This window comes from Actibacterium sp. 188UL27-1 (genome assembly GCF_016901225.1).
Classification (GTDB): Bacteria; Pseudomonadota; Alphaproteobacteria; order Rhodobacterales; family Rhodobacteraceae; genus 188UL27-1.
Genome location: NZ_JAFEUL010000001.1, coordinates 139,677 through 163,508 on the forward strand (window position 1 = coordinate 139,677; position 23,832 = coordinate 163,508).

A 23,832-nucleotide genomic window follows, 5' to 3' on the forward strand; every position below is an offset into this window, starting at 1 on the left:
ATGGCACGCCCGGTGCGGATCAAGATATGCGGGTTGACCCGACCCGAGGACGTGTCCGCGGTCACTGCGGCCCGCGCCAATTACGTGGGCTTTGTCTTTTTCCCGAAATCGCCGCGCAACATCGGGTTGGAGGCGGCCAGTCAGTTGGCCATCGCAGTTCCCGCCGGAATCGCCAAGGTGGCGTTGGTCGTCAATGCCGATAACGCCTTTCTGGACCGGCTGACCGCGACCGTGCCGCTGGATATGCTGCAACTTCACGGAAACGAACCACCGGAGCGCGTGTTGGAGGTGCGGCAACGCTACGGCCTTCCGGTGATGAAGGCCCTTGGCGTTCGGGATGAAAGCGACCTGCCTGCCCTGGATCGATATGCCCGGGTGGCGGATCAGTTGCTGGTGGATGCCAAACCGCCAGAGGGGGCCGACCGACTGGGCGGCAATGGCGTGGCCTTTGACTGGCGGCTGATCGCGGGGCGGCGCTGGCCTGTACCCTGGATGCTGGCTGGCGGGCTGACCATCGACAATGTGGCCGAGGCCATGCACCTGACCGACGCGCGGCAGGTTGATCTGTCATCCGGCGTCGAATCGGCGCCCGGTGTGAAAGACCCGGATCTGATCCGGGCCTTTTGTGAGGCTGCGCGGGGCGCTATTCCGGCAGCGGAATGAACTCCTCCCGGTCGTCCGGGGGCAGTTGAAACCGGCCATGGGCCCAATCGCCCGCGCGCCAGGCTTCCTTGGCGGCGTCGATCTTGTCCTTGGACGAGGCCACGAAGTTCCACCAGATATGGCGCGGCCCACCCAGGGTCTCTCCGCCCAGCAGCATCAGCCGCGCGCCCTGTGCGCCCGCTGTCAACGTGATGGCATCGCCGGGGCGAAACACCATCATCTGCCCGGCCGCGAACGTGTCGCCCGCCACGGTAACACTGCCCTGCACCACATAGACCCCGCGATCTTCATGGTTGTCGGGCAGGGGGATCCTGGCTCCGGCCTTGAGCACCGCATCGGCATAGAACATCTCGCTAAAAGTCTTGGTGGGCGCGCGCTCTCCCCAGGCCGTGCCGATGATCAGACGCACTTCTTTGTCTTCTCCTTCGATAAAGGGCAAGGCGGCCTCGCCGTGATGTTCAAACCCGGCCGCGGTCTCTTCGTCCTTTTCGGGCAGGGCGACCCAGGTTTGGATGCCAAACAGTTTGCTGCCGCCTTGGCGTGTCTCGGCACTGGTCCGTTCCGAATGGGTGACGCCGTTGCCCGCGATCATCCAGTTGACCTCCCCCGGATAGATCATCTGGTTGGTGCCCAGACTGTCCCGGTGCTGAAACTCACCCTGATACAGGTATGTCACCGTGGCCAGCCCGATATGGGGATGCGGGCGCACGTCAATGCCCTGGTCGGTGAGAAACTCCGCCGGTCCCATCTGGTCGAAAAAGATGAACGGCCCGACCATCTGCCGTTTCGGAGCAGGCAGGGCGCGGCGCACCTCAAACCCGCCCAGATCACGACTGCGCGGGACGATCAGCGTCTCGATCGCATCCAGGTTGCCCGCATCGGGGCATTGCGGCTCGATTGTGTGGTTCCAACTCATGGGTGGGCTCCGTTGTGATGTGCCTGCGCGGTGCGGGTCAGGAATGCTGCCAGCGTGCTGATCTCAGATTGACGGAGGTCATGGACCCCCCGGGTGCCAGACCGTCTGTACATGCGCCTTCTGCGCCATGAAATAGGCCTCCAACGCTTCCGTCAGGGGGGCGGGGCAGATGGGATCCTGCCGCCCGGCAGTGATCAGGACTAGTTTGTTCGCCAGACCGGGATGAGGGACGGGCTGCCAGGGGATCAGGGGATGCAGCAAAGCGGCGGCATCTACCAGGTCTAGATGTTGTAGAATGACAGACCCCAACATGTTGGCCCCATTTGAATAGCCGAATGCCAGGACGGGCCCGTTGCCTCGATGGGCGGTGATAAAGTCCACCACGGCGCGGCTGCACTGTGCCAGATTCTCCATGTCATAGATCCCTGCGCCGGTGCGGCGAAAGAAGCGGTTGGCTCCGTGTTCCGACACGTCTTCGCGGGGGCTGATCACCGTCGCGTCGGGCAGTAATTGACCGGCCAGATCGTGGAACTGTCCCTTGTCTCCGCCGGTGCCGTGAAAGGTAAAGAGAGTGGGCGCGTTCGGCGCCCCCCTCCGTTCGGCGAAATGATAGGTCATTGCGTCCTCCGCGTCAGTCGATGATGGGGGGCAGCAGCGTTTCAAGCTGACCGCGCAGGTGCTCGTGCTGGGTCGGCAGCATCAACGCCTCTCCCAGATGGGCGGTGTCTTCATCGCGGTCAAAACCAGGCTCGTTGGTGGCGATCTCAAACAGCACCCCGCCGGGGGTGCGAAAGTAAATCGCCCAGAAGTAATCCCGGTCGATCACCGGGGTCACCTGGTATCCGGTCTCCATCAGCGTCTGGCGCACCTCCAGCTGTTTACCACGGTTCTCAACCGCAAAGGCGATATGGTGGACGGATCCCGCCCCCTGACCCGCTTGGGGCATATCGGGCAGGGTTTCGATATCGATCATGCGGGCTGTCCCCGAGGGGACAGCAAAACGGGTGACGGTCCCCGCACGCGCGATCTCCTGGTAGCCCATGAATTTCAGCAATTCGGCCGAGGCGGCATCATCGCGCAACCGCATGCTGGCAGAATGGAAACCGCGGATCGCGACATCCCCGTGCACCCCGTTCCCGGTCCAGCCGGGACGGGTGTCATCGGCATCTTCGACCAAGGCGAAATGATCCCCATCGGGGCCATCAAAGCTCAGACGGTTGACCCCAAAGGATGTATCATGTGCCAGATTGGCCACGGCGGCCTGTGTGAGCCGCTCCTGCCAAAATCCGAGTGTCCCCGCGGGGACAGCAAAGACGGTCGTGCCGACCTCTCCCGTGCCGGGGCGTCCCCGGGGCATGTCGGGAAAGGGGAAATAGGTCATGACCGAACCGGGGGTCCCCGCCGCATCCCCGTAATACAGGTGATAGACATCAGGGGCATCGAAGTTGACGGTCTTCTTGACCCGGCGCAGGCCCAAAACCTTGGTAAAGAAGGCATTGTTGGCCTGGGCATTGCCCGCCATGGAGGTGACGTGGTGCAATCCTTTGATCTGGGTGATCATCGCGGCATCCTTTGGCTGTTGGACCATGTTGCCGATAAGATAATGGCAGGATCACCAATGTTAACCGCGATAAAGCGCGTGATATTATTGCGTGAAACGTGGTAATCAAATGATATGAGTGGCCATATAGAACATGTCCGGACCTTCCTTGCCGTGGCCGATCATGGTGGGTTTGCGGTGGCCGGGCGACATCTGAACCTGTCGCCGACAATCGTCACCCGGCATGTTGCCGAGTTGGAGGAGCGGCTTGGGGTGCAATTGTTCTTGCGGACGACGCGCAAAGTCTCCCTGACGGAAGCCGGGCGCCTTTATCGCACGCAAACCACTCCGGTGGTGGCCGCGCTGGATGGGGCGGACGCGGCGGTGCGCGAACGCCATGTGGGCCTGTCCGGGCCCTTGCGGGTCAGCGCGCCGCTGTCGTTTGGCATGCGTTTTCTGCCGGAGGCGATGGCGCAGTTTCGTATCCTGCACCCGGCGGTTGCAGTGAACCTGCAACTGTCGGACCGGATGGTCGATATCGCGGCGGAGGGATATGACATGGCCTTGCGCATCTCTGGCCCGCCGAGCGATCAGTCAACGATCTGGCGCAAGATCTGCCCCGTGCCGCGCCTGCTGGTGGCGTCGCCCGACTATCTGGCGCAGCATGGCGCTCCGGAGCGCCCCGACGCCTTGGCGCGACGGAATTGCCTGCATTACGGCGGGCGGACCGGTCGCACCGTCTGGACGCTCTCAAAGGGCGGGACGTCGCATCAGGTGTCCCTGGCGCCGTGTCTGACCTGTAACAACGGGGAGACCCTGGCGCGGCTGACCGAATTGGGGGAGGGCATCACCCTATTGCCGCGATTTCTGGTGGAAGACGCCCTGGAGCGCGGCACCTTGCGGCCTGTCCTGGCCGGGTGGGAGGCGCCGCCGATCTGGCTGACCGTCACCTATCCGCCCTATGAGGCGCTGCCTGCCAAGGTGAGTGCCTTTACCCGGTTTATCGAGACAGCTTTGCAGGATCGGGGCATGGTGCCTGGCTGAGCCGCTGGCATAGTTTCTTGCCTCCGGCGGGAGTATTTTTACCAATAAGAAAGGGGGAGGCGCGCGCGCCGTTCCGTCAGTGGAGGAACGCTGGATATGGGTGGCGGCGCGGGGCTGTCCCGCACCGCCTGGTCGGGTTACTGGACCGCGGCGGTCAGCGGCGCGATGTTCACGGCATCTTCATAACTGGGCAGGGCGCTGTCGATGCTTTGCGCTTCGACGAACACATCGGCCACGCCTTTCATGAAGGTCTGGGCGGCACCGCCCAGCCACTTGTCGCTGAGCTGATCGGATGCGCTGGGGAAGGTCATGGTCGAGATCGAGGCGCGGGCACCGTCCATGTCCATACCCGATTCCTTGGCGATCTTTTCCAGCATTTCGTCGGACGGGTCGGCATTCCAGGCGTCATTCGAGGCGGCGGTGACGGCCAGGAACTGGGACAGCAATTCGGGGTTTTCGGCCGCGAAATTCGCCGGGGTCGAGGTCACATCGAAGACGAGGATGCCCAGCTCTTCTTTTTCGGCTCCGGTCAGCAGGACATTGCCATGCTCTTTCATCCGGGCCAGGCCGCCGCCATAGCCGCAGGCGAAGTCCACCTGACCCTGGGCCAAGGCGGCTGCTCCTTCGGGTGGTGCCATGTTGAGAACGGACAGGCTGGCCAAGTCAACGCCGAAATGGTCCATCTGGCGCAGGAAGCCGTAATGGGCTGCGGTGCCCAGCGGCACGGCGACGGTCTTGCCTGACAATTCGCTGGCGTTTTCCTTGTCGATCTCAAGGTTGGTGCCCACGACGCAGTTGTCGTTTTCCGAATAGCTGACGGCCACATCGACGACCTGAATGTCCTGACCCGCGGAGGCCGCAACCACGAAGGGCGGCACGCCCTGGCTGACGGAGATCTGCACATCGCCCGAGGCCATGGCGGCGGACATGGCTGTCCCGGTTTCGAAGGCGCGCCAGTTGATGGTGACGCCCAGCTCTTCTTCGTAAGTGCCGTCTGCCTTGGCGGCCAGCATGGGCAATGGCCATTCGAGGAAATACGCGACGGTGATTTCCTCTTGTGCGAATGTGGCTGTGGCCGACAGCGTCATGGCCGCGCTTGCCAGCAGCGATGCGAGTGTTCTTTTCATGGTTATCTCCCTGTTTCACCTGTTGTATGTGGCTTTTACGGGCCCGCAAGCCAAGATCGTAAGTCCAATCCTTGGTTCGAAATAGTCCAGCCACTGCTCAACCGGCGCAACGCTACGCAGCATGGCCAAAGGGAGTCAAACGGTTTGCAGGATGGCTGAAGAAAAGTTGCCGGATCTTGGAATGTTGGGGATGACATGGGCGTTTTGTGCATTTTTGAGATCAGGCAGCGGGTTTTACGGTAAGTATCGAGACAGGAGGGGCGTCTGTATGGGCCTGGCATTTGGGAGGCGGTGATGTCTGACGGGCAGCGGGGCCTGTGGTCTGAAACGGCGGTTCCGGCCGGAGCCCGTCCGGCGCTGGAGGGTGATCTGTCCTGCGATGTGACGGTTGTTGGCGCCGGATTTACCGGTTTGCGCGCTGCCGTGAAGCTGGCGGAAGGCGGGGCCCGCGTCGTCGTCGTTGATGCAGGCGATGTGGGCCATGGCGCGTCGGGGCGCAGTGGTGGGCAGGTGAACCCGATGTTGCCGTTCCATGGCCCCGAGGCGGTGCGCCGCCTGGTCGGGGCGCGGTATTTTGAGCGGCTGACCGAGGTTTCGCTGGGCTCTGCCGATGCGCTGTTTGCCTTGATCCGGCGCTATCAGATCGATTGCCAGGCGCGCCAGAACGGGTGGGTGCGGGTCGATCACTGCGCCAGGGCGGCGCGGATGTCGCGTGCCAATGTGGTGGCCTGGACCCAGTGCGGCGCGACGATGCGCAGCTTGGACGCGGCGGATGTGCGGCATTTGACCGGCACGCAGGTCTACAGCAGTGGCACGTTGATCCCGCAAGGCGGTGCGATCCATCCTCTATCCCTGGTGCGGGGTCTGGCGCGGGTGGCGGAGGGCGCGGGTGCCCGGATTTTTGGCGCCACGCGTGTTGAGGGCCTTTACCGGGGATCGGGCGGATGGCTGGCCGAGACGCCGCGGGGGCGGCTGACCTCTGCCTGGGTGATCCTGGCCACCAATGGCTACACGGATGGTTTATGGCCCGGATTGCAGTCGAGCCTGTTGCCGCTGGTGCCGATCCAGATTGCCAGCGACCCGTTGCCGGAGGATCGCATCCCGGCGATCCTGCCGGAGGGGCATACGATCTCTGATACGCGGCGGGTGATCATGTATGCCCGGCGAGAGCCCGATGATCGCATCGTGTTCGGGGGATTGGGGCAGATGGGGCGCGGTGGTGTGGTCACGGGCCATGACTGGCTGATCCGGGATGCGGCGCGGATCTATCCCGGTTTGTGCGGTGTGGACTGGCGGCATCGCTGGGGAGGGCGCATTGCGCTGACCGATGATCGCCTGCCGCATTTGCATGAGCCCGCGCCCGGTTTGATTGCGGGGCTGGGATATAACGGGCGCGGTGTTGCGATGTCCCATGTGATGGGAGAGGCCTTGGCTGATCGCGCGCTGGGCGTTGCCGCGGGGGATCTGCCCTTTCCTGTCTCTTCCATCCGGCGCCTTCCGTTTCGCGCCGTGCAGCTGATGGGAAAGCGCGTGGCCGTCGGGTGGATGCGTGTGCGGGACCGTTTGGAGCAGATGTGATCTGGGGGGCTCCCGCCTGTCGGTACGGCATCTTGCGATGCCTGCCGCCCGTTGGGCCGGGCAGGCGCTGGCGCACCTGGGCCCGCGTCTGCGGGGGCGCATCCGGGACGGGTTTGCGCGCGGGCCGTGGATGGCTGCGTGCCCGGTGGCGGGCGATCAGGGGCGGCGCGTGGTTTCCCCATGGATCAGCTCCGTCTGTAATTCGACCGACAGATCCGAGGACACACCATGCATCCGGGCGATCAGGTTTTTGGCCCCTTGCACCCCCATCTTGCGCCGGGGGGTGCGCGCCGTTGTCAGGCGGAGGGGCAAAACCTCGGTAATGTCCAGCCCGTTGAACCCCGCCAGCCCGACCTCATCCGGCACGCGGATGCCCATCACCTGGCAGGCCATCAGCCCGGCAAAGGCAAAATGATCGGACAGGAAAAACACGATATCGGGCCGCGGTGCCTGGGCCCACAGAGCCTGAAACCCGTCATATCCCGCGCGGTAGGAGCTGCCGGGCATCCGCATTTCGGCCACCGCGCCCAGCCCGGCCTCGGCAAAGGCGTGGCAGATACCATTCAACCGCTTTTCCGCCCGCTGATCCTTGCCGTGCTGGATCCCGACATAACCCGGCTGGCGATATCCCAGCGCGATCATGGCGCGGGCCAGTTGATAACCCGCATTTTGATGATCGACGCCGACGCAGATATCGATGGGCGCGTCGGTAAAATCCCAGACCTGCAAGGTGGGGATCTGGCGCGTCTGGATCGCCTCCCGCACGGTCGGGCCATGATCCGCGCCGGTCAGGACCAGACCGGCAGGCCGCCAGGACAGGACCTGTTCAACCCAGGCGCGTTCCCGGTCGGCGTCATATTCCGTCGTGTTGACCACGGTGGTGAACCCGTTCGCCTCAAAAGCCGGGCGCAACCCGTCCAGGATGCCGGCGAAGACATCGTTGAAGAGCGTCGGAAAAGAGATGCCGATTAGCCCCGACGCCCCGCCCATCAATGATCGCGCATTGGGGTTGGGCCGATAGCCCAGCCTTTGCGAAATCTCAATGATCTCAAGGCGCTTGCCTTCGGACACGCCCTCGACCCCGCGCAGGGCCCGCGACACGGTCATGATCGACACGCCTGCTGCGGCGGCCACATCCTCAATCTTGACCAGCTTGCTGGCCCGGCTCTTGCGTGCCATGCGGTCTTTCCCAACGTTAGCGTTAACGTTAATATCGAAAGACGCTGCTTTGCAACCAAGGCGTCGCCATGTCACGCTGTCAGCCAATATTTGGCAACGCGTTTGGGAGGGCCCCTTGCCGCAGATCGTCTTCGACCAAGTCGAAAAAAGCTACGGCTCCGTTCGCGTGTTGCCGCCTCTGGACCTGTCCTTGAATGATGGCGAGTTCACCGTTTTGGTCGGTCCGTCCGGTTGCGGCAAGTCCACGACATTGCGCATTCTGGCGGGGTTGGAGACGTTGTCAGGGGGCGAGATCTTTTTCGACGGGGCGCCCATCGGCGCGCTGGAGCCCAAGGAGCGCGACATCGCGATGGTGTTCCAAGACTATGCGCTCTACCCGCATATGAACATCGCCAAGAACATGTCCTTTGCCCTGCGCCTGCAAAAGGCACCCAAATCCGAGATCACGGAAAAGGTGCAGCGCGTGGCCGACATGCTGAATATCGGCCACCTTTTGGATCGCAAACCGGCGGAACTGTCGGGCGGTCAGCGCCAACGGGTTGCCATGGGCCGCGCCCTGGTCCGCGATGCGGGCACATTTCTGTTCGATGAACCGCTGTCGAACCTGGATGCGAAGCTGCGCGGTAAGATGCGTACCGAACTGGCCGAGATGCGCGATACGATCGACAAGAATATGGTCTATGTCACCCATGACCAGGTCGAGGCGATGACCCTGGGCGACCGGATCGTCGTCATGAATGAAGGAACTATCCAGCAGCAAGGCAGCCCCGAAGAGCTGTTCAAATCGCCGGTCAACATGTTCGTGGCGGGCTTTATCGGCAGCCCGACCATGAACTTTATGGACGGCGCATTGCAACAGGCTGAGAGCGGCCTGAGCGTCACCGGTGACGGCTACACCCTGCCTTTGACGGCGGAGGATGCGGCACGGTTGCACAACGCGACAAGCCGCGATGTGGTGGTGGGCCTGCGCCCGTCCTCGTTTGAACGCAATGCCAGCCTGCCGGGCCAGGTCGCGTTGAAGGTGGTCGTGGCCGAATATCTGGGCGCACAGTCGGTTCTGGTCACCCATTGCGGGCAACAGGAACTGCTGGTCGAGATGCAAAGCGCGGCCCCCCTGAAGGCCGGCACCACCGAAACCTTCGGCATCCGCACCGATGAGATCATGATTTTCGATAAAGCGTCGGGCCTTAGGCTCTGACCAAAAAACCAACGATTAAGGGAGGAAAACGAAAATGCTATCACTGACCTACAGGCTGACCGGCATCGCCGTCGCCGCGACCATGGCGACTGCTGCCATGGCTGATCCTTACGAACCCTACCGGGGCACAACGCTGGTGATCAATGTCCCGGCCCATCCCCATTACAATGCCATGATGCAGGTGCTGCCGCAATTCACCGAAGAGACGGGGATCGAGGTTGAGGTTGACCAGCTGCAATACCTGAAGATGCGCGAGCGGCAGACGCTGGAACTGACCAAGCGCGAAGGCGATTATGACATGATCGCCTATGTGGTCTTCTCCAAGGCGGATTACGTCTTTGCCGACCAGTTGGAGAATTTGGCCAAGTATTTCATGAACCCGAAACTGGCTGATCCCAGCTATGATGCGTCGGATCTGATTGACGGCTACGTGGCCAATATTGGCGTCGCCGGAGGGGATAAAGGGTATCTGCCGGGCCAGACCGGGTCACTTTTCGGGATCCCCTATGGATCAGAGACCAGCGTGTTGGCCTACCGCAAGGACATCTTTGAAAAGCACGGCATCGATGTGCCGGAAACCTATGACCAGCTTCTGGATGCGGCCTGCAAGATCCCGGAGGTCGAGCCCGGCATGGGTGGTATGGCCTCCCGCGCAGCCTCGGGCCACCAGGCCAGCCATGCCTTCCTGTTGCACCTTGCCCCCCTGGGTGGACGTGTCTTCGATGACAAATGGGAGCCGATCATCAATAACGAGGCTGGCGTGGCAGCGGCCAATGCCCTCAAAACCATCGTGGATTGCGGCCCCGAAGGCTCTTCCACCTTTGGCCCGGCCGAGGCTGCCGCGGCGTTCAAGCAAGGCCAGGCCGCCATGTTCATGGACAGCATCGCCTTTGCTTCAGGTTTTGAGGATCCCAGCCAATCCACCGTTGCGGGCAAGGTCGGCTATGCGCTGCACCCCGAAGGTGTCCGCCGTGGCAGCCAGACCGGCGGTTTCGGCATCGCGATCCCCAAGAATGCCGAGAACAAGGAAGCCGCCTTCCTGCTGATGCAGTGGCTGACCTCCAAGAAAGGCGACAAGCTGGTCGCGATGGCAGGCGGCAACCCCTCGCGGTTCTCGACTTACCAGGATGCGGAACTGAACGAGAAGTACCCCTATTCCGCGACCTTTGGCGAAGCCCTGAAATATGCCGATCCCGACTGGCGCCCGATCATCCCGACCTGGGGCAAGATCAACGCCGATATCGGAACTTCCATGTCCAAGGTCCTGACCGAGGGCCTGGACCCGCAAGAGGCGCTGGACGGTGTCGCCGAACGGGCTCGCGCCATAATGGATGAGGCTGGCTACTACACCTGGAACTGACCCGCGCACCCATAGCGGGCGAATGTCCAATACACTCTCCCAAACCCCCTTTCTTATTGGTGAAAATACTCCGGGGGGTTTGGGGGGCTGGCCCCCCAACCGGGCCAAAACATGCGCGCCGATCCCAATGGATGGGCGTTGCCCGAACCACGAACCACCGAACGCCGCGTATGTATGGGATATGCATGGAATGTGCATCCGTTCTGCATGCGTTTTGCGGGCCCCTCGCACGCCCCCGGGACCCGCATCTTCCGACCCCAGACTGACCCCGGATTTGACCCATGCAAACCGCCAATGTGAACCGCCTGACGCCGTATCTGTTCATGGCCCCCGCCTTGATCGTGATGGCCGTCGCGCTGATGTATCCGATCGGCTACATGATCTATGCGAGCTTCCTGAACTGGAACCCCAGCCAGCGCATCGGTGAGGCGGAGTGGGTCGGTTTTTCAAACTATATTAATCTATTGCAGGATGATGCCTTCCGCGAAAGCCTGTGGGTTACCCTTAAATTCGCGGCCATCGTCGTCACGCTTGAAATGATCATCGGTGTCGGCCTTGCGCTGCTGCTGGATCGCAACATTCGCGGCATGTCGGTGCTCAGGACGATCTTCATCCTGCCGATGATGATCGCGCCCATCGTGGTGGGCCTGATGTGGCGCTATATGTACCATCCGACTGTCGGCATTTTTAACCGTACTCTCAAGAGTTTAGGGTTGGAACCGATCCCCTGGCTCAGCGATGGCAGCTGGGCCTTCACCTCGGTGATCATCGCCGATATCTGGCAATGGACCCCGTTCATTTTCATTCTTTCCCTGGCCGCCCTGCAATCGCTTCCGCGCTCCGCCTTGGAGGCGTCCCGCATCGACGGTGCCACCCCCTGGCAGCAGGTCATCTATATCAAGTTGCCCCTGATGATGCCGGTCCTGATCGTCACGCTGCTGCTGCGCCTGATCGACGCCTTCAAGGTGCTTGAGGTCATCCTGGTCATGACCAATGGCGGGCCGGGATTGTCCACTGAAATCCTCAGCTTGCGGATCAACCGCACCGCGGCTGAATTCCGGGAACTGGGGGAGGCCGCGGCCATGTCCAACTACCTTTTGATCCTGCTCCTGCTACTGACCGTCGCCATGTATCTTTACAACAAGGCCGTTGAGGCCCGCGCCGCCCGTCTGCGCGCCGCTGCCGGGGGCGATGCCTGATGTCCGACAAGACCTATGACCGCCAGAACCCCGCATTTTATGCGCTGCTCGTCGCTTTGGTGATCATGTCGGCGGGGCCGATTGTGATGATGCTGATGACCTCGCTGAAGCTGAATGTCGACATCATGTCCGACACGGCAGGGCTGCTCTTTGTCCCCACGATCCGCAACTACGAAACGGCGATGTGCAACCTGCTCTGGTACACGCCGGATCATGTGCAGTTCTGCGACAAAACCTTTGGCCGTGCGCTGATCAACTCCCTGATCATCGCCATCACCTCGACCGTTCTCACCCTGGTGATCGGCTGCATGGCGGCCTATGCGCTGGTGCGGTTCCGGTTCATGGGCCGCGACACGGTCTCGCTCACGACGCTGCTGATGCGCATGGTGCCCCCGGCTGTTTTGCTCGTCCCGGTCTTTGGCATCTGGACCTTCCAATTTCAGCTTGATGGCACCCGCGTGGGCATCATCCTGGTCTACGTGGCCATGAACCTACCCTTCGTGATCTGGATCTTGCAAAGCTTCATCATCCAGGTCCCGATCCAGCTGGAGGAAGCCGCGCGGATGGATGGAGCGGGCCCGTTCCAGGTGTTTTTCCTGGTCGTCCTGCCAATCATCAAACCGGGCCTCGCCGCCGCCTCCATCTTTACGTTCCGAGTGGCGTGGAATGAATTCCTGCTGGCCAATGCCCTGGCTGACCGTAATTCCCGCACCGTGCCGGTGACCATCGTGAACTCCCTGACGGAATACGACATCGACTGGGGCGTGATCATGGCCACGGGCATGCTGCTGGCCGTCCCGCCGATCATCTTTACCTTCATCGCGTCGCGCCAGATCATCACGGGCATGACGGCAGGGGCCGTCAAGGGCTAGGGCGATGCTGGATTGGCTGATGTCCTCCATCGACCCGTCCCGCGCCCATGAGGTCGGTTTTCATGTGTCCTGGCACGGGCGGGCGATGGTGCTGGCTTGGGGAGTTTTGGTCCCCATCGGGGTAATCGCGGCGCGGTATTTCAAAATCCTGCCGCGCCAGGCCTGGCCGGCAGAGGTGGATAACCGCGTCTGGTGGAACACCCACCGCGCGTGCCAATACACCGCCACGGTACTGACGCTGGGTGCCATCGCCCTGGTGCGTGCCGGAGATCAAGAGGTCGGCGACAGCCTGCACTATCTGTTTGGCTATGCGGTGCTGACCTTTGTGGCGATGCAGGTGATCGGCGGGCTGCTGCGCGGCACGAAAGGTGGGCCGACGGACGGATCCCTGGCCGGGGATCACTATGACATGACCCCTCGGCGTATCGCGTTTGAATATGTGCACAAGGTCGCTGGCTATACCGCCATCCTGCTGGCTGTGACCGCCATCTGCTCAGGCATGTGGCTGGCCAATGCACCGAAATGGATGTGGATCGGCCTGGCGCTTTGGTGGGCCTTTCTTGCGGCCTGCGTCGTGCTGTTGCAGCGCCGCGGGATGTGCGTTGATACGTACCAGGCGCTCTGGGGGCCCGATCCGGCCCATCCCGGCAATCAGCGCCCGCATCCCATCGGGTTTCAGGTGCGCCGCCTGCCCGGGCCGGATGATCCCGGCAGCGCCTAGCCCGCGCTATCCCAGGATCTCGGACATGGCGACGACCCGCACCTCGGCGACCGATTTGACCGCCGCCTCCGCCAGGGCCAGGGCCATCATCCCATCATGGCCTGTCGGGTGGGCAGGCATGCCCTGTGTCAGCGTCTCGACGAAGGCCGCAATTTCGGCGGCATAGGCGGTCTTGTAGCGCGTCATGAAGAAATCGAGCAACGGCGGGCGCTGGTATCCCGATGCTGTCGCAATCTCGATATTCGCCGTGTGCGTGTTGCGGGCAGATGCGGCCCCAAGGGCGCCATGGACCTCGATCCGCTGGTCATAGCCATAGCTGGCCCGGCGGCTGTTGGTGATCGTGGCCTGTTTGCCACTGGCCGTTTTCAGGATGACGTTGACGCTGTCATAGTCGCCCCATTCCCCGATCTTGGGATCGGTCAGGACACTGGCGGCGGCCTGAACAGTCTCGACCTCCTCGCCCAGCATCCAGCGGGCAACATCGAAGTCATGGATGGTCATGTCCCGGAAAATTCCGCCCGAGGTTGGGAAATAATCGTAATGGGGCGGGGCGGGGTCACGGCTGGTCAGTGTCACCATCTCGACCGTGCCAATCTGACCAGCATCGATGGCGGCGCGCAAGGCCGCGAAATCCGGGTCGAACCGGCGGTTGAAGCCGACCATGAGCGTCCCGTTGGTTTCCTCCACAACCCGCAGGCAGTCGCGGACCCGTGCGAGGTTCAGGTCGATGGGCTTTTCGCAAAACACCGCCTTCCCGGCGCGGCAGAACTGTTCGATCAGGTCGGCATGGGTCGAGGTCGGGGTGCAGATGACGGTGGCATCGACATCGTCTGAGGCGGCGATCTGGTCGATTGTGCGGATATCACAGCCATACTCTGTCCGCAGCGCCTGGGCTGCGGCCTCCACCGGATCCGCCACCGCGACAAGTTTCGCCCCTTTGACCGACGCAATCGCACCGGCATGGACCTGCCCGATCCGTCCGGCCCCTAATACCGCAAATCTCACCATCAACAGGGTCCTCCACCCGAAACATCATGCCTGTATCCGGCGCGCAGCTTTGGGATGCAAGTCCCGGCTGCCCCCATTATGTGTTCATAAATATCCCCGCCGGAGGCATAAAATCTTAGACCACAGCTCGCGCGACGGCGCGGGCGATGATGCGCTCCTCATCCGTGGGAATGATCAGCACGCGGGTGGCGCCTGCGCCGATCTCGGTCTCGTTGGCGGCATTGCGGCCGGTATTGACGGTGACGCCCAGAAATCCCAGCGCCTCGGTCACGCGGCCGCGGATATAGCTGGAGTTTTCGCCGATGCCGCCGGTAAAGACGACCCCGTCGAGCCCGCCCATGCTGGCCGCCATGGCACCGATCTCCCGCTGGATGCGGAAAACATAGTAATCGATGGCTTGCGCCGCGCGGGGATCATTCGACGCCTCAAGCGTGCGCATGTCGCTGGTCACACCGCTGAGCCCCAAAAGGCCGCTTTTGCGGTAGAGCAGTTCGGTGATCTGCTCCGCGCTCATCCCATGTTCGGTCATCAGATAAAGCACCACACCGGGATCCAGCTGCCCCGACCGTGTACCCATGGGCAAACCGTCCAAGGCCGAAAACCCCATGGTCGAGGCGACGCTCTGGCCATTGCGGACCGCACAGATGGAGGCCCCATTGCCCAGATGGGCCACGGCGACCTTGCCCAGCACAAGCTCTGGATAGTCGCGGTGCAGCACACCGGTGATGTAGTCGTAGCTGAGCCCGTGAAAGCCATAGCGCCGGACGCCCATGTCATAGAATTCGCGGGGCAGGGCAAAGGTATCGTTCACCCACGGATGGGTGCGGTGAAAGGCCGTGTCGAAACACCCGACCTGCGGCGCCGCCGGAAACATCGCCCGGGCCGCCGCAACACAAGCCAGGTTGTGGGGCTGGTGCAACGGGGCCAACGGGATCAGTGCGCGCAGTTTGGCGATGGCATCCTCATCCAGTGTCACGGGGGCGGAATGGGCCACGCCGCCGTGGACAATCCGGTGGCCGATCCCTGCTACGATCTCGCCGTCCAGATAGGGGGCGAGGGCTGCCATGATCTGGCTCAAAGCCTGGGCATGGTCGGTCGGCCCCAGCTCTGTTTGCGGGCCGCCATCGATCACCAGCCGGGCGGCCAGACCCAGCTTTTCAACCTGACCGGTGACGATCAGGTCCGGTTCGGGCTGCGCCCCGTAAAGGCCGAACTTGAGCGATGAGGATCCGGCATTCAGCGTCAGAATGAGGCCCATGGCGGTCATCCGATAATGCTGTAGCCGCCATCGATGGCATGGACGCCACCGGTGACATTGCGCGCCTCGCGACTGGCCAGAAACGCAGCATAGGCCCCGATATCGTCGATGGTGGCCAGCGTATGGGTGGGGGCCCGGTCTGCGGCGTCTTGCAACAACTGGTCAAAATGATCAATGCCGCTGGCAGCCCGCGTTGCCAGGGGGCCGGGTGACAGGGCGTGGACGCTGATCCCCTTTTCACCCAGTTCCGCCGCGGCATAGCGTGTGACACTCTCAAGTGCGGATTTGACCGGGCCCATGATGTTGTAGTTCTCGACCACTTTTTCGGCTCCGTAAAAGCTGACGGTCATGCAGGTGCCGCCATCGGGCATCAGCGGCTCTGACAGCCGGATCATGCGCAGGAAGGAATGGACCGAGATGTCCATGGCTTGCCCGAACCCGGCAGCAGAGCAATCAACGACGCGGCCATGCAGATCGTCCTTGGGACAAAAGGCGATTGAATGCACCAGGGTATCAAGGCGGCCCCAATGTGCTGATATCGCTTCAAAAACGCCCTCCAACTGCCCGGGTTTAGCCACGTCGAGGGGCAGGATCAGTTCCGCCTCCAAGTCCTCGGCCAGAGGGCGGACATGCTTTTCGGCCTTTTCATTTAGATAGGTTACAGCCAGCCGTGCCCCCTGGGCGCGCAGGGCGCGGGCGCAGCCATAGGCGATGGATTGATCATTGGCGATACCAACGATCAAAGCGGTCGTTTGATCCAGTCTGAACATACCTGCCCTTTGCGGTTCCGATCTAGGATATTGGGGCGATCTGCCAGTCTGGTTAGGGGGTTACCAGAGCTTCCACCAGGGTGTGTCCGACGCGTCGGCGCTGTCCTGCTCCTCTGGCGCGGCTTCCGCCGCGACGGGGTTGGCACCGGTATCGGTGCCAAATTTCTCATCCGATCCGGCGGCGCTGACCACCAAAGCCTCTTCCAGCTTGGCCATGGCGGTGTCGATATCACCGCTGCCGCACAGGCCAAACCCGTCTTCCATGAGCGATTGTGCGGTCGCCGCGGCCTTTTCGGTCGTGCGGCTGAGTTGCAGGCGCACCTTCGCGCGTAGGATCAACATGTCGGTGTTATCGCATCGGTCGACCAGTTTCTGGAACGTTTCCTCGGCATTGCGGCTGGCGGCGTTGCCTGCCTGCTGTTCCTGGGCCTGTGCCAGACTTGCGGACAGGATAAGGGCGGCGGCGATCAGGGCACGGGTCAAGGCAGGTCTCCTGTGAAGTCAGTCAGTGGGGCGTTCATACCCGATCAGGGCGCGACGCAGACGAGCCGAGGCGGCATCCATCAGCATGACGGTGACGATGACCAACAGCGCGATATAGGCCACGTTCTCAAAATCGCTTCCGGTTTGCAGGGCCCCCAGAAATTGCAGGCCGATGCCGCCTGCACCCATGGCGCCGATGATCACAGCGCCGCGTGTGTTCGACTCCAGGTAATACAGCGACTGCGACACGAAAATCGGCATGATCTGCGGCAAGATACCAAAGCGATGCTGCTGCACCGTGCTGGCGCCGGTCGATTGGATGCCGTCGCGTTGTTTGTCGTCGGCATTCTCGACAGCCTCGGACATCAGCTTGCCCATAGTGCCTGTATCGGTGAACGCGATGGCAAAAATCCCGGTGAACAATCCAGGGCCGAATGCCCGCAGGAAGATCAGCGACCAGATCAGCGTGTCGATGCCGCGCAACAGGTCAAACAGGCGGCGCAGGGCAAAGCGCACCGGACCAACGGGTTGCACGTTGCGGGCCGCCATGAAGGCCAGGGGCAGACCCACGGCACAGGCGATCATCGTGCCGATAAGGGCCATGAAGATCGTCTCAAGCATCGCGTAAAGCACCGCGCCGTGGCCCCAGATGGAATTGTCCCTGAATTCGGACCAGACCAATTGCAGGTTCGACATGTCCGGCACGACCCGTTCGCCCGCGACAATCAGGCCAAGCGCGCCAAACAATCCGGTATCTACCAGCGGGCTGTCGAAATCGAACCAAAAATATTTCCAGCCAAGCTCGTAGCGGTGGATCTCTACCTTTGAGCCGCCGACCTGCAAACGCTCGTAAAGGGAGGGACGCACCTCGACCTTGCTGTCTGTCACGCGGATCCAGTCCGGCAGGCCCGGTGGTTGATCCAACCCAAGGGCGGCCACATCACGCCGCAACTGCGCCCATTCCTCACCATTCAGGGGGCCTGTCGTATCGGGGCGCATATCGTCGGGCAGCCCATCGAACCAGCGGCCATCGGCCAGATACTGGTCCACCACCGTGCGATCCGTCCAAAGGGGGCGGGGGTGTTTGGCAACTTCGGGCACCCCATCGGCGTCCCGTCGAAAGACGATGGTCTCGTCCTGACCCGGCCAATCCAGCGCGACCTGGTCATCATACAATGTGATGGTGCCGCCATTGGCAAAGCTGACGGTTCTGGATGTGCCGTCGGCCGCATACCAGTCGGGTTTGGGATCGTAGATGAGCCTGTTGCCGCCTTCGAACCGGATGTCGACTTCTGCCGGATCGCTCCACCTGACGGTCACGTGATCTTTGTGGGCATAGGTATCGAGGAGAAAGAGCGAGGCGCGTTCCGGTTTCCAGTTCTTGCGGAGCGACCCGATATCAAACTGCACCCAGGAAAAGGCCAGGTAGGCCAGGATGACGGCCATGATCCCAAAAAACCAAAGCCGCTGGTGGCCAGCCTTGCGATCAATGTCGGCGCGAACCGCGTCAAGTGCGGTGGGCTCTAGCGTCATGCTCATGTGCGGCGTCCAATCATGCGGGACCGGATCCAGTCAGACAGGTAATCAAGGGCGATGATCGTGGCGACCAACAAGACAAAGATGGCCGTGACCCGCCCGCCATCGCGCCATTGGATCACGTTGCTGAGCGCCTGGCCGATACCTCCCGCGCCAAAGAACCCAAGAATGGTCGAGGCGCGCACGTTAATCTCTAGCCGCAGGATCGCGTAGGAAAAGAAGATCGGCATGACCTGCGGGAAGACACCGAACCGGATGCGACTGACCCAGCTTCCGCCGACTGATTGCAGGCCCTCCAGCGGTTTGGTGTCAATGTTTTCAATCGCTTCGGAGAACAGTTTGCCCAAGGCACCGGTCGTGTGGATCGTTATGGCGATGACGGCGGGCAATAGGCTTTTGCCCATCAGGTACAAAAAGATCAGCGCGATCACGATTTCCGGGAAGGACCGGAACAGATCGAGCATACGTCGGGTGAATGTGACGATCACCGTGCTGCGCATGATGTTTTGCGAGGCGAAACACGCCAGCACCACTGCAAAGACAAAGCCCAGGAATGTGGACAAGACCGCCATATTTAGTGTCAGGATCAGATCCGGCAGAAATTCAACGACCCGGTTGGCCCATTTCACAAAACCCAATTCCCATGACAGTTTGAACATATCGATGGGGAAATCAAAGATCTTGCGGAAACCCTGGCTGAAGGGCGTTGCATTGGCGGAGTTCGCCATATCCACCCCGACCATGAAGATCGCGACAGTGATGACGATGGCCACAACGGTATAGCTGGATTTGCGGCGTTGCAGGCGCTTTAGCTCGACCTCAAGCTGGGTCAGGTGCTCGGGCAGGATCGCGGTCATAGGGGGCTCGCACAAAAAAGGACCGGCGGGGCCAGGTGTCCCGCCGGTTTGATCACGAAAGACTTAGTTGGTCTTTTCGGCTTCGATCTTGGCTCTGCGGGCCTTCACGATCACGTCGTAGAAGGAATGCTCAACCGGCACCCAGGCTTTGACGACGCCGGCAGCGATGTTTTCATTGCAGACAGGATCGTTTTCCAGGATCCACTGCTTCATGCCAAGCATGGTGTCCTTGGCTTCCTGGGGCAGGGCCTTGCGCATCACGATAGGGCCGTTGGGGATCAGGTTCGAGGACCAGATCTGTTTGATGTCATCCATGTTCAGGATGCCCTTGTCGACCATCTTGCGCAGGTTGCCGGAGGTGTATCCTTCGCTCCATTCGCCCACACCGGAGACCCAGGTCACCGCCGCGTCGATGTCGCCGTTCAGAACGGCCAGAACGCCGTTTTCGTGGCCGCCCTGGAATTCGGTTGAGGCGAAATAGCCGTCCAGCTCGCCGAGTTGATCACCCAGTTCGATCGACGGGATCAGATAGCCGGAGGTGGAGTTTGGGTCGGCAAAGCCAAGCGTCTTGCCCTTCATATCGTCCAGCGTTTCGATCCCGCTATCGGCCAGGGTGACCATGACGGAATAATATCCGGTGTCGCCCGTGGGCTGCATGCGTGTCATGATGGGCTCGCCCGCTTCGGGATCCTGCAGGTAGAGGCCCGCGTAGCCCGAGGCGCCGAACCATGTGTAATCCAGATTGCCGCCGACAAACGATTCCATCGTGCCAGCATAGTCCTTGAACGTGTACATCTTGGCAGGGACGCCAAATGCGGCTTCGACGTATTCGCCCAGGCATTCGTTGCGGGTCAGGATGTCCTGCGAGGCTTCGTCGCCCAGAAAACCCACGCGAAATTCAGGCTGAACGCCGGACAGATCCATCGTGGGACCGGAATAGTTTGCGGGGCTATCGGCAAAGGCGACGCCAGCGATAGCGGCAGCTGCGAAAGAGGCAGCAACGCGAGCGGTGAAGGTGTTCATGTAAGGTCTCTCCCTGAGAACGAGGTGCACGTGTGTCGTGCGGGTCAATGCGCGCCCACCATGGCGGCACGATCTGGCTTTGGGGCATTCCCCAACGAGGTGGAGGTGATGGACCCTTCAAAGGCCTCATCCGCTTCCGCCCCATAGATTTCGCGGGCAGTTTGGTCGGTCAGCAATTCGGGTAGGCCATCGAACACGACGCGCCCCGCCCGCATCCCGATCACGCGGTCGCAATAGGTGCGCGCCGTATCAAGCGTGTGCAGGTTGCAGACGACAGTGATTTTTTCATCGCGGTTGATACGGTGCAGTGCTTCCATGACCAGCCGGGCATTCAGCGGGTCGAGGGAGGCGATGGGTTCATCCGCAAGGATGAAACTAGGCTGTTGCATCATCGCGCGGCAGATCGCGACCCGCTGTTGTTGTCCACCCGACAGCGTCTCGGCCCGCTGCAGCGCGGTGGCGGCGACGCCGAACCGGTCGAGCAGCGTCAACGCTTCGTGCCGCTCTTCTTTCGAGAAAAACCGGAGCGACGATCGCAGCACCGATTGCTGGTTCAAACGGCCCAGGATAACATTGGTCAACACATCAAGGCGCGGCACCAGATTGAATTGCTGGAAAATCATGGCGCAGTTGCGTTGCCATTCCATTTTCTCGCGCCCACGCAGGGCCAGGACGTCTTCCCCATTGACGATGATCTGGCCGTTGGTTGCACCGGTCATGCGGTTCATGATGCGCAAAAGGGTGGATTTCCCGGCCCCGGAGCGCCCGATGATGCCGACAACCTGCGGGGTGTCGATCTCAAAATTGACTGTGTTGACAGCCGTGACGGTTCCAAAGGTCTTCGTCACATCGCGAAGCTGCAGCATTCGTCATTCCCCTAACAGCACGCACCTTGGTTAGTGCTGCGGGATGACGTGAATGTTTCAGTTCTGTATCGGTTATGTGACGGATCAACGGATGCGCCTTTTGCGCCAATCACAGCGATTTAGCAGGAGAAATTTTGACCGTTTATAGTGAACTGCGCAGATATCGAGTGTTTTGTTGACACCTGCCCGTCCAGCATCGTCTTATGAAACCCAGGTGCAAAAATCGGCTTGGAACCGAACCGTGACAGTGACGACGCCAAAGAAAACGCTGGTATCCGAGGCCCATGCCCGGCTGAAATCGGAAATCCTGTCTAACCGCATGCCGCAGGGCTTCCAGGCGACGGAACCCGAAGTTGCGATGCGCCTCGGCATGAGCCGCACGCCCGTGCGCGAGGCGCTGATTCTTTTGCAGACAGAGGGGCTTGTTGAACTGGTTCCCCGGCGGGGGGTGCGCGTGCTCCCGATCTCTCCCGATGACATGCGGGAAATTTACGATATCCTGACAGCGCTTGAACCCGAGGCAGCGGCAATGCTTGCGGCACAGCGCCCGACCGAAGCAGAACTGGCGCCGTTATCGGATGCGACATCTGACATGGAGCAAGCGCTGGACAGGAATGACCTAGAGGTGTGGGCCGAGGCTGATGACCGGTTCCACCGGATCCTGATCCAGATGAGCGGCAACAATCGGCTTCTCGCCATTGTGGGCACATTGAACGATCAAGCACACCGGGCGCGGATCGCCACATTGGGACGCCGCGACAAGCCCGTCGCCTCGACCCGGGATCACCGTGATATTTTGAATTGCCTTGCCACGGGTGATGCCGACCGCACGCGCGAGGCTTTCCGGACCCACCGGCAACGCGCAGCGCATGAACTGGTCGAGATCCTGTCTAATTCTTCCGCGACGGCAGGTTAGCGCCGACCTGGTTTGCACAGACATGTGAGTTGTTGTTACAGCTTGTTGCTGCAATGCAGCAGACTGGAAACAACGATAGACGCATGAGCAACGGAATATGACCCGCGCAGCAGACATCCTTGCCGCGCGGCTATATCGCGCTGGTTGCCGATATGCCTTTGGTATGGCCGGTGGAGAGGTTTTGACCCTGATCGACGCCTTGGAAAAGGTCGGCATCCAGGTCATCACCGTGAAACATGAAAATACAGGCGGCTTCATTGCCGAAGGTGTGTGGCACCGCAGTCAGGCGCCAGCGATTGTTTTGGCCACCATAGGTCCGGGCGCCATGAATGCCGTCAATGTGGTGGTCAATGCCCTGCAGGATCGGGTGCCCATGGTAGTGCTGACTGGAGCGATTGATCCAGATGAAGGGCAGACCTACACTCATCAGATCCTTGATCAAACCCAGGTGTTTCGCCCGATCACCAAGGCCAGTTTCGTGCTGGAGCCCAAGGTGGCCGATGTGATTGCCGACAAGGCCGTGACCATTGCGATGGAACCGCGCCAGGGCCCTGTCCACATTGATGTACCGATCTCTGCTGCCGATGCCCCGGGGCCTAGCGCGGTTGTGCCGGATCGTTCGCTGGCGACGCCGGTTGTCCCCGCGGAGGGGGCGGATCTGACCCGGGCGCGCCAGATGGTGGCCGAGGCCAAGCGCCCGATAATCGTGGCTGGGCTGGACATCCTGACCGATGGATCAGCCACCGACCTGCAAGCCTTTGCAGAGCGTATCGGCGCCCCGGTCGTCACGAGTTACAAGGCCAAGGGCGTTTTGCCGGAGGATCACCCCCTTTGCCTTGGCGGTGCGGGATTGTCCCCCTTGGCGGACAAACATCTGATGCCACTGTTCCACGCGGCGGACCTCATCATTTGCGCGGGATATGACCCGATCGAGATGCGGACGGGCTGGCGGAACATATGGGATACGTCGCGCGTTAACGTGATAGACATTTCAGCAGATCAGAACCACCACTACATGCACCATGCCTCCCTCAATTTCGTGGCCGATACCGGTGCCACCTTGCGTTTGCTCACCGACGGATCGGGGGTGGACGCGCGCTGGCCTGATGGTCAGGTTGGCCATGCAAAAGCTGCCTTGCAGGCCGCTTTCCCTATCGATGATGATTGGGGTCCGGCGGCCGCCATTGATGTCTGTCGGCAGGTCTTGCCGAAAGGCACATTGGCCACTGCCGATAGCGGGGCGCACCGCATCCTCCTTTCTCAGATGTGGCGGTGTGATGCGCCGCGCGAATTGGTCCAATCTTCGGCCTTTTGCACTATGGGCTGTGCGGTGCCGCTCGCCATGGGCCTTGCCCTGGCTGCGCCGGACCGTACAGTCGTGTCATTCTCCGGCGATGGCGGGTTCCTGATGGTGGCGGGGGAGTTGGCCACTGCGGCCGAACTTGATCTGCGCCCGATTCTGGTCGTGTTCGTCGATTCCAGCCTGGCCCTGATCGAGTTGAAACAGCGCCAACGCCAACTTGCGAACAATGCGGTCGACCTGCACCACCATGATTTTGCAGCCATCGGGCAGGCCTTTGGCGGGGTTGGATACACGGTTCGATCACGCGATGCGCTCGCGCAGGCGCTTGTTGAGGCGCAAAACGCTGAAACGTTCAGCGTCATTGCTGTGGAAATTGACAGGCAGGCGTATGATGGGCGGATTTAACCCTTATTTG

General features: G+C 61.5%; 23 protein-coding genes. 10 read left to right on the plus strand and 13 right to left on the minus strand.

Annotated elements, in window-relative coordinates; all coding sequences use genetic code 11:
• Nucleotides 1-663, plus strand: a complete 663-nt coding sequence (locus IU397_RS00735) for a phosphoribosylanthranilate isomerase (RefSeq protein WP_204409555.1) — start codon at nucleotides 1-3, stop codon at nucleotides 661-663.
• Here the strand turns inward: IU397_RS00735 and IU397_RS00740 are convergent.
• The 3 genes from IU397_RS00740 to IU397_RS00750 all read right to left on the minus strand — a co-directional run bounded on the left by IU397_RS00740 (nucleotide 644) and on the right by IU397_RS00750 (nucleotide 3,140).
• Nucleotides 644-1,579: a pirin family protein gene (locus IU397_RS00740; protein WP_204409557.1), complete on the minus strand. Its 936-nt coding sequence runs from the start codon at nucleotides 1,577-1,579 to the stop codon at nucleotides 644-646. The two genes, IU397_RS00735 and IU397_RS00740, sit on opposite strands and share 20 nt — an antisense overlap.
• Nucleotides 1,580-1,657: 78 nt before the next feature.
• Complete coding sequence (locus IU397_RS00745; RefSeq protein ID WP_370541586.1) at nucleotides 1,658-2,197, minus strand: alpha/beta hydrolase; 540 nt, start codon at nucleotides 2,195-2,197, stop codon at nucleotides 1,658-1,660.
• A 13-nt stretch (nucleotides 2,198-2,210) separates the two neighbouring features.
• The gene (locus IU397_RS00750) at nucleotides 2,211-3,140 is read right to left on the minus strand and encodes a VOC family protein (RefSeq protein ID WP_204409559.1); all 930 of its coding nucleotides are present in this window, start codon (nucleotides 3,138-3,140) and stop codon (nucleotides 2,211-2,213) included.
• 114 nt (nucleotides 3,141-3,254) lie between these two features.
• Here IU397_RS00750 and IU397_RS00755 point away from each other — a divergent pair, with 114 nt between their 5' ends.
• Nucleotides 3,255-4,163: a LysR family transcriptional regulator gene (locus IU397_RS00755; RefSeq protein WP_204409561.1), complete on the plus strand. Its 909-nt coding sequence runs from the start codon at nucleotides 3,255-3,257 to the stop codon at nucleotides 4,161-4,163.
• 137 nt (nucleotides 4,164-4,300) lie between these two features.
• Here the strand turns inward: IU397_RS00755 and IU397_RS00760 are convergent, their stop codons facing one another.
• Nucleotides 4,301-5,290 (minus strand): ABC transporter substrate-binding protein, encoded by a 990-nt coding sequence (locus IU397_RS00760; protein WP_204409564.1) that lies wholly within the window; start codon nucleotides 5,288-5,290, stop codon nucleotides 4,301-4,303.
• A gap of 294 nt (nucleotides 5,291-5,584) precedes the next feature.
• Between IU397_RS00760 and IU397_RS00765 the strand changes: the two genes are divergently transcribed.
• The gene (locus IU397_RS00765) at nucleotides 5,585-6,868 is read left to right on the plus strand and encodes an FAD-binding oxidoreductase (protein ID WP_204409566.1); all 1,284 of its coding nucleotides are present in this window, start codon (nucleotides 5,585-5,587) and stop codon (nucleotides 6,866-6,868) included.
• A 156-nt stretch (nucleotides 6,869-7,024) separates the two neighbouring features.
• Here the strand turns inward: IU397_RS00765 and IU397_RS00770 are convergent, their stop codons facing one another.
• Nucleotides 7,025-8,047, minus strand: a complete 1,023-nt coding sequence (locus tag IU397_RS00770; protein ID WP_204409568.1) for a LacI family DNA-binding transcriptional regulator — start codon at nucleotides 8,045-8,047, stop codon at nucleotides 7,025-7,027.
• 115 nt (nucleotides 8,048-8,162) lie between these two features.
• On the opposite strand from IU397_RS00770, the gene IU397_RS00775 reads away from it, so the two are divergent.
• The 5 genes from IU397_RS00775 (at nucleotide 8,163) to IU397_RS00795 (ending at nucleotide 13,397) form a co-directional block, all read left to right on the plus strand.
• Nucleotides 8,163-9,245, plus strand: coding sequence for an ABC transporter ATP-binding protein (locus IU397_RS00775; protein WP_204409571.1), 1,083 nt, complete (start codon nucleotides 8,163-8,165; stop codon nucleotides 9,243-9,245).
• Between the two features lie 34 nt (nucleotides 9,246-9,279).
• A complete protein-coding gene (locus tag IU397_RS00780; RefSeq protein ID WP_204409577.1) occupies nucleotides 9,280-10,605 on the plus strand; it encodes an extracellular solute-binding protein in 1,326 nt (441 codons plus the stop codon).
• Between the two features lie 281 nt (nucleotides 10,606-10,886).
• A complete protein-coding gene (locus IU397_RS00785; RefSeq protein WP_204409579.1) occupies nucleotides 10,887-11,804 on the plus strand; it encodes a carbohydrate ABC transporter permease in 918 nt (305 codons plus the stop codon).
• Complete coding sequence (locus tag IU397_RS00790; RefSeq protein ID WP_204409581.1) at nucleotides 11,804-12,676, plus strand: carbohydrate ABC transporter permease; 873 nt, start codon at nucleotides 11,804-11,806, stop codon at nucleotides 12,674-12,676. The genes IU397_RS00785 and IU397_RS00790 overlap by 1 nt, the downstream gene beginning before the upstream one ends.
• Before the next feature lie 4 nt (nucleotides 12,677-12,680).
• Nucleotides 12,681-13,397 carry a cytochrome b561 domain-containing protein gene (locus IU397_RS00795; protein WP_204409583.1) on the plus strand — a complete coding sequence of 239 codons (717 nt, stop codon included), beginning with the start codon at nucleotides 12,681-12,683 and terminating at the stop codon, nucleotides 13,395-13,397.
• Between the two features lie 6 nt (nucleotides 13,398-13,403).
• Here IU397_RS00795 and iolG read toward each other — a convergent pair whose 3' ends face one another.
• The 8 genes from iolG to phnC form a co-directional block, all read right to left on the minus strand.
• The gene (gene iolG / locus IU397_RS00800) at nucleotides 13,404-14,405 is read right to left on the minus strand and encodes an inositol 2-dehydrogenase (protein WP_204409585.1); all 1,002 of its coding nucleotides are present in this window, start codon (nucleotides 14,403-14,405) and stop codon (nucleotides 13,404-13,406) included.
• A 115-nt stretch (nucleotides 14,406-14,520) separates the two neighbouring features.
• Nucleotides 14,521-15,663, minus strand: coding sequence for an acetate/propionate family kinase (locus tag IU397_RS00805; RefSeq protein WP_204409587.1), 1,143 nt, complete (start codon nucleotides 15,661-15,663; stop codon nucleotides 14,521-14,523).
• Between the two features lie 5 nt (nucleotides 15,664-15,668).
• Nucleotides 15,669-16,433 (minus strand): enoyl-ACP reductase FabI, encoded by a 765-nt coding sequence (gene fabI / locus IU397_RS00810; protein WP_204409589.1) that lies wholly within the window; start codon nucleotides 16,431-16,433, stop codon nucleotides 15,669-15,671.
• A gap of 60 nt (nucleotides 16,434-16,493) precedes the next feature.
• Nucleotides 16,494-16,916: a hypothetical protein gene (locus IU397_RS00815; protein WP_204409591.1), complete on the minus strand. Its 423-nt coding sequence runs from the start codon at nucleotides 16,914-16,916 to the stop codon at nucleotides 16,494-16,496.
• An 18-nt stretch (nucleotides 16,917-16,934) separates the two neighbouring features.
• Nucleotides 16,935-18,455, minus strand: coding sequence for a phosphonate ABC transporter, permease protein PhnE (gene phnE / locus IU397_RS00820; protein ID WP_204409593.1), 1,521 nt, complete (start codon nucleotides 18,453-18,455; stop codon nucleotides 16,935-16,937).
• A complete protein-coding gene (phnE, locus tag IU397_RS00825) occupies nucleotides 18,452-19,309 on the minus strand; it encodes a phosphonate ABC transporter, permease protein PhnE (RefSeq protein ID WP_204409594.1) in 858 nt (285 codons plus the stop codon). The genes phnE (IU397_RS00820) and phnE (IU397_RS00825) overlap by 4 nt, the downstream gene beginning before the upstream one ends.
• A 63-nt stretch (nucleotides 19,310-19,372) precedes the next feature.
• Nucleotides 19,373-20,332 (minus strand): phosphate/phosphite/phosphonate ABC transporter substrate-binding protein, encoded by a 960-nt coding sequence (phnD, locus tag IU397_RS00830; RefSeq protein ID WP_204409602.1) that lies wholly within the window; start codon nucleotides 20,330-20,332, stop codon nucleotides 19,373-19,375.
• Nucleotides 20,333-20,376: 44 nt separating this feature from the next.
• Nucleotides 20,377-21,198, minus strand: coding sequence for a phosphonate ABC transporter ATP-binding protein (gene phnC / locus IU397_RS00835; protein ID WP_204409605.1), 822 nt, complete (start codon nucleotides 21,196-21,198; stop codon nucleotides 20,377-20,379).
• A 241-nt stretch (nucleotides 21,199-21,439) separates the two neighbouring features.
• Between phnC and IU397_RS00840 the strand changes: the two genes are divergently transcribed.
• Both IU397_RS00840 and IU397_RS00845 read left to right on the plus strand, forming a co-directional pair.
• Complete coding sequence (locus IU397_RS00840; RefSeq protein WP_204409607.1) at nucleotides 21,440-22,114, plus strand: GntR family transcriptional regulator; 675 nt, start codon at nucleotides 21,440-21,442, stop codon at nucleotides 22,112-22,114.
• A 97-nt stretch (nucleotides 22,115-22,211) separates the two neighbouring features.
• Nucleotides 22,212-23,822, plus strand: a complete 1,611-nt coding sequence (locus IU397_RS00845; protein ID WP_204409610.1) for a thiamine pyrophosphate-binding protein — start codon at nucleotides 22,212-22,214, stop codon at nucleotides 23,820-23,822.
• Nucleotides 23,823-23,832 lie beyond the last annotated feature (10 nt).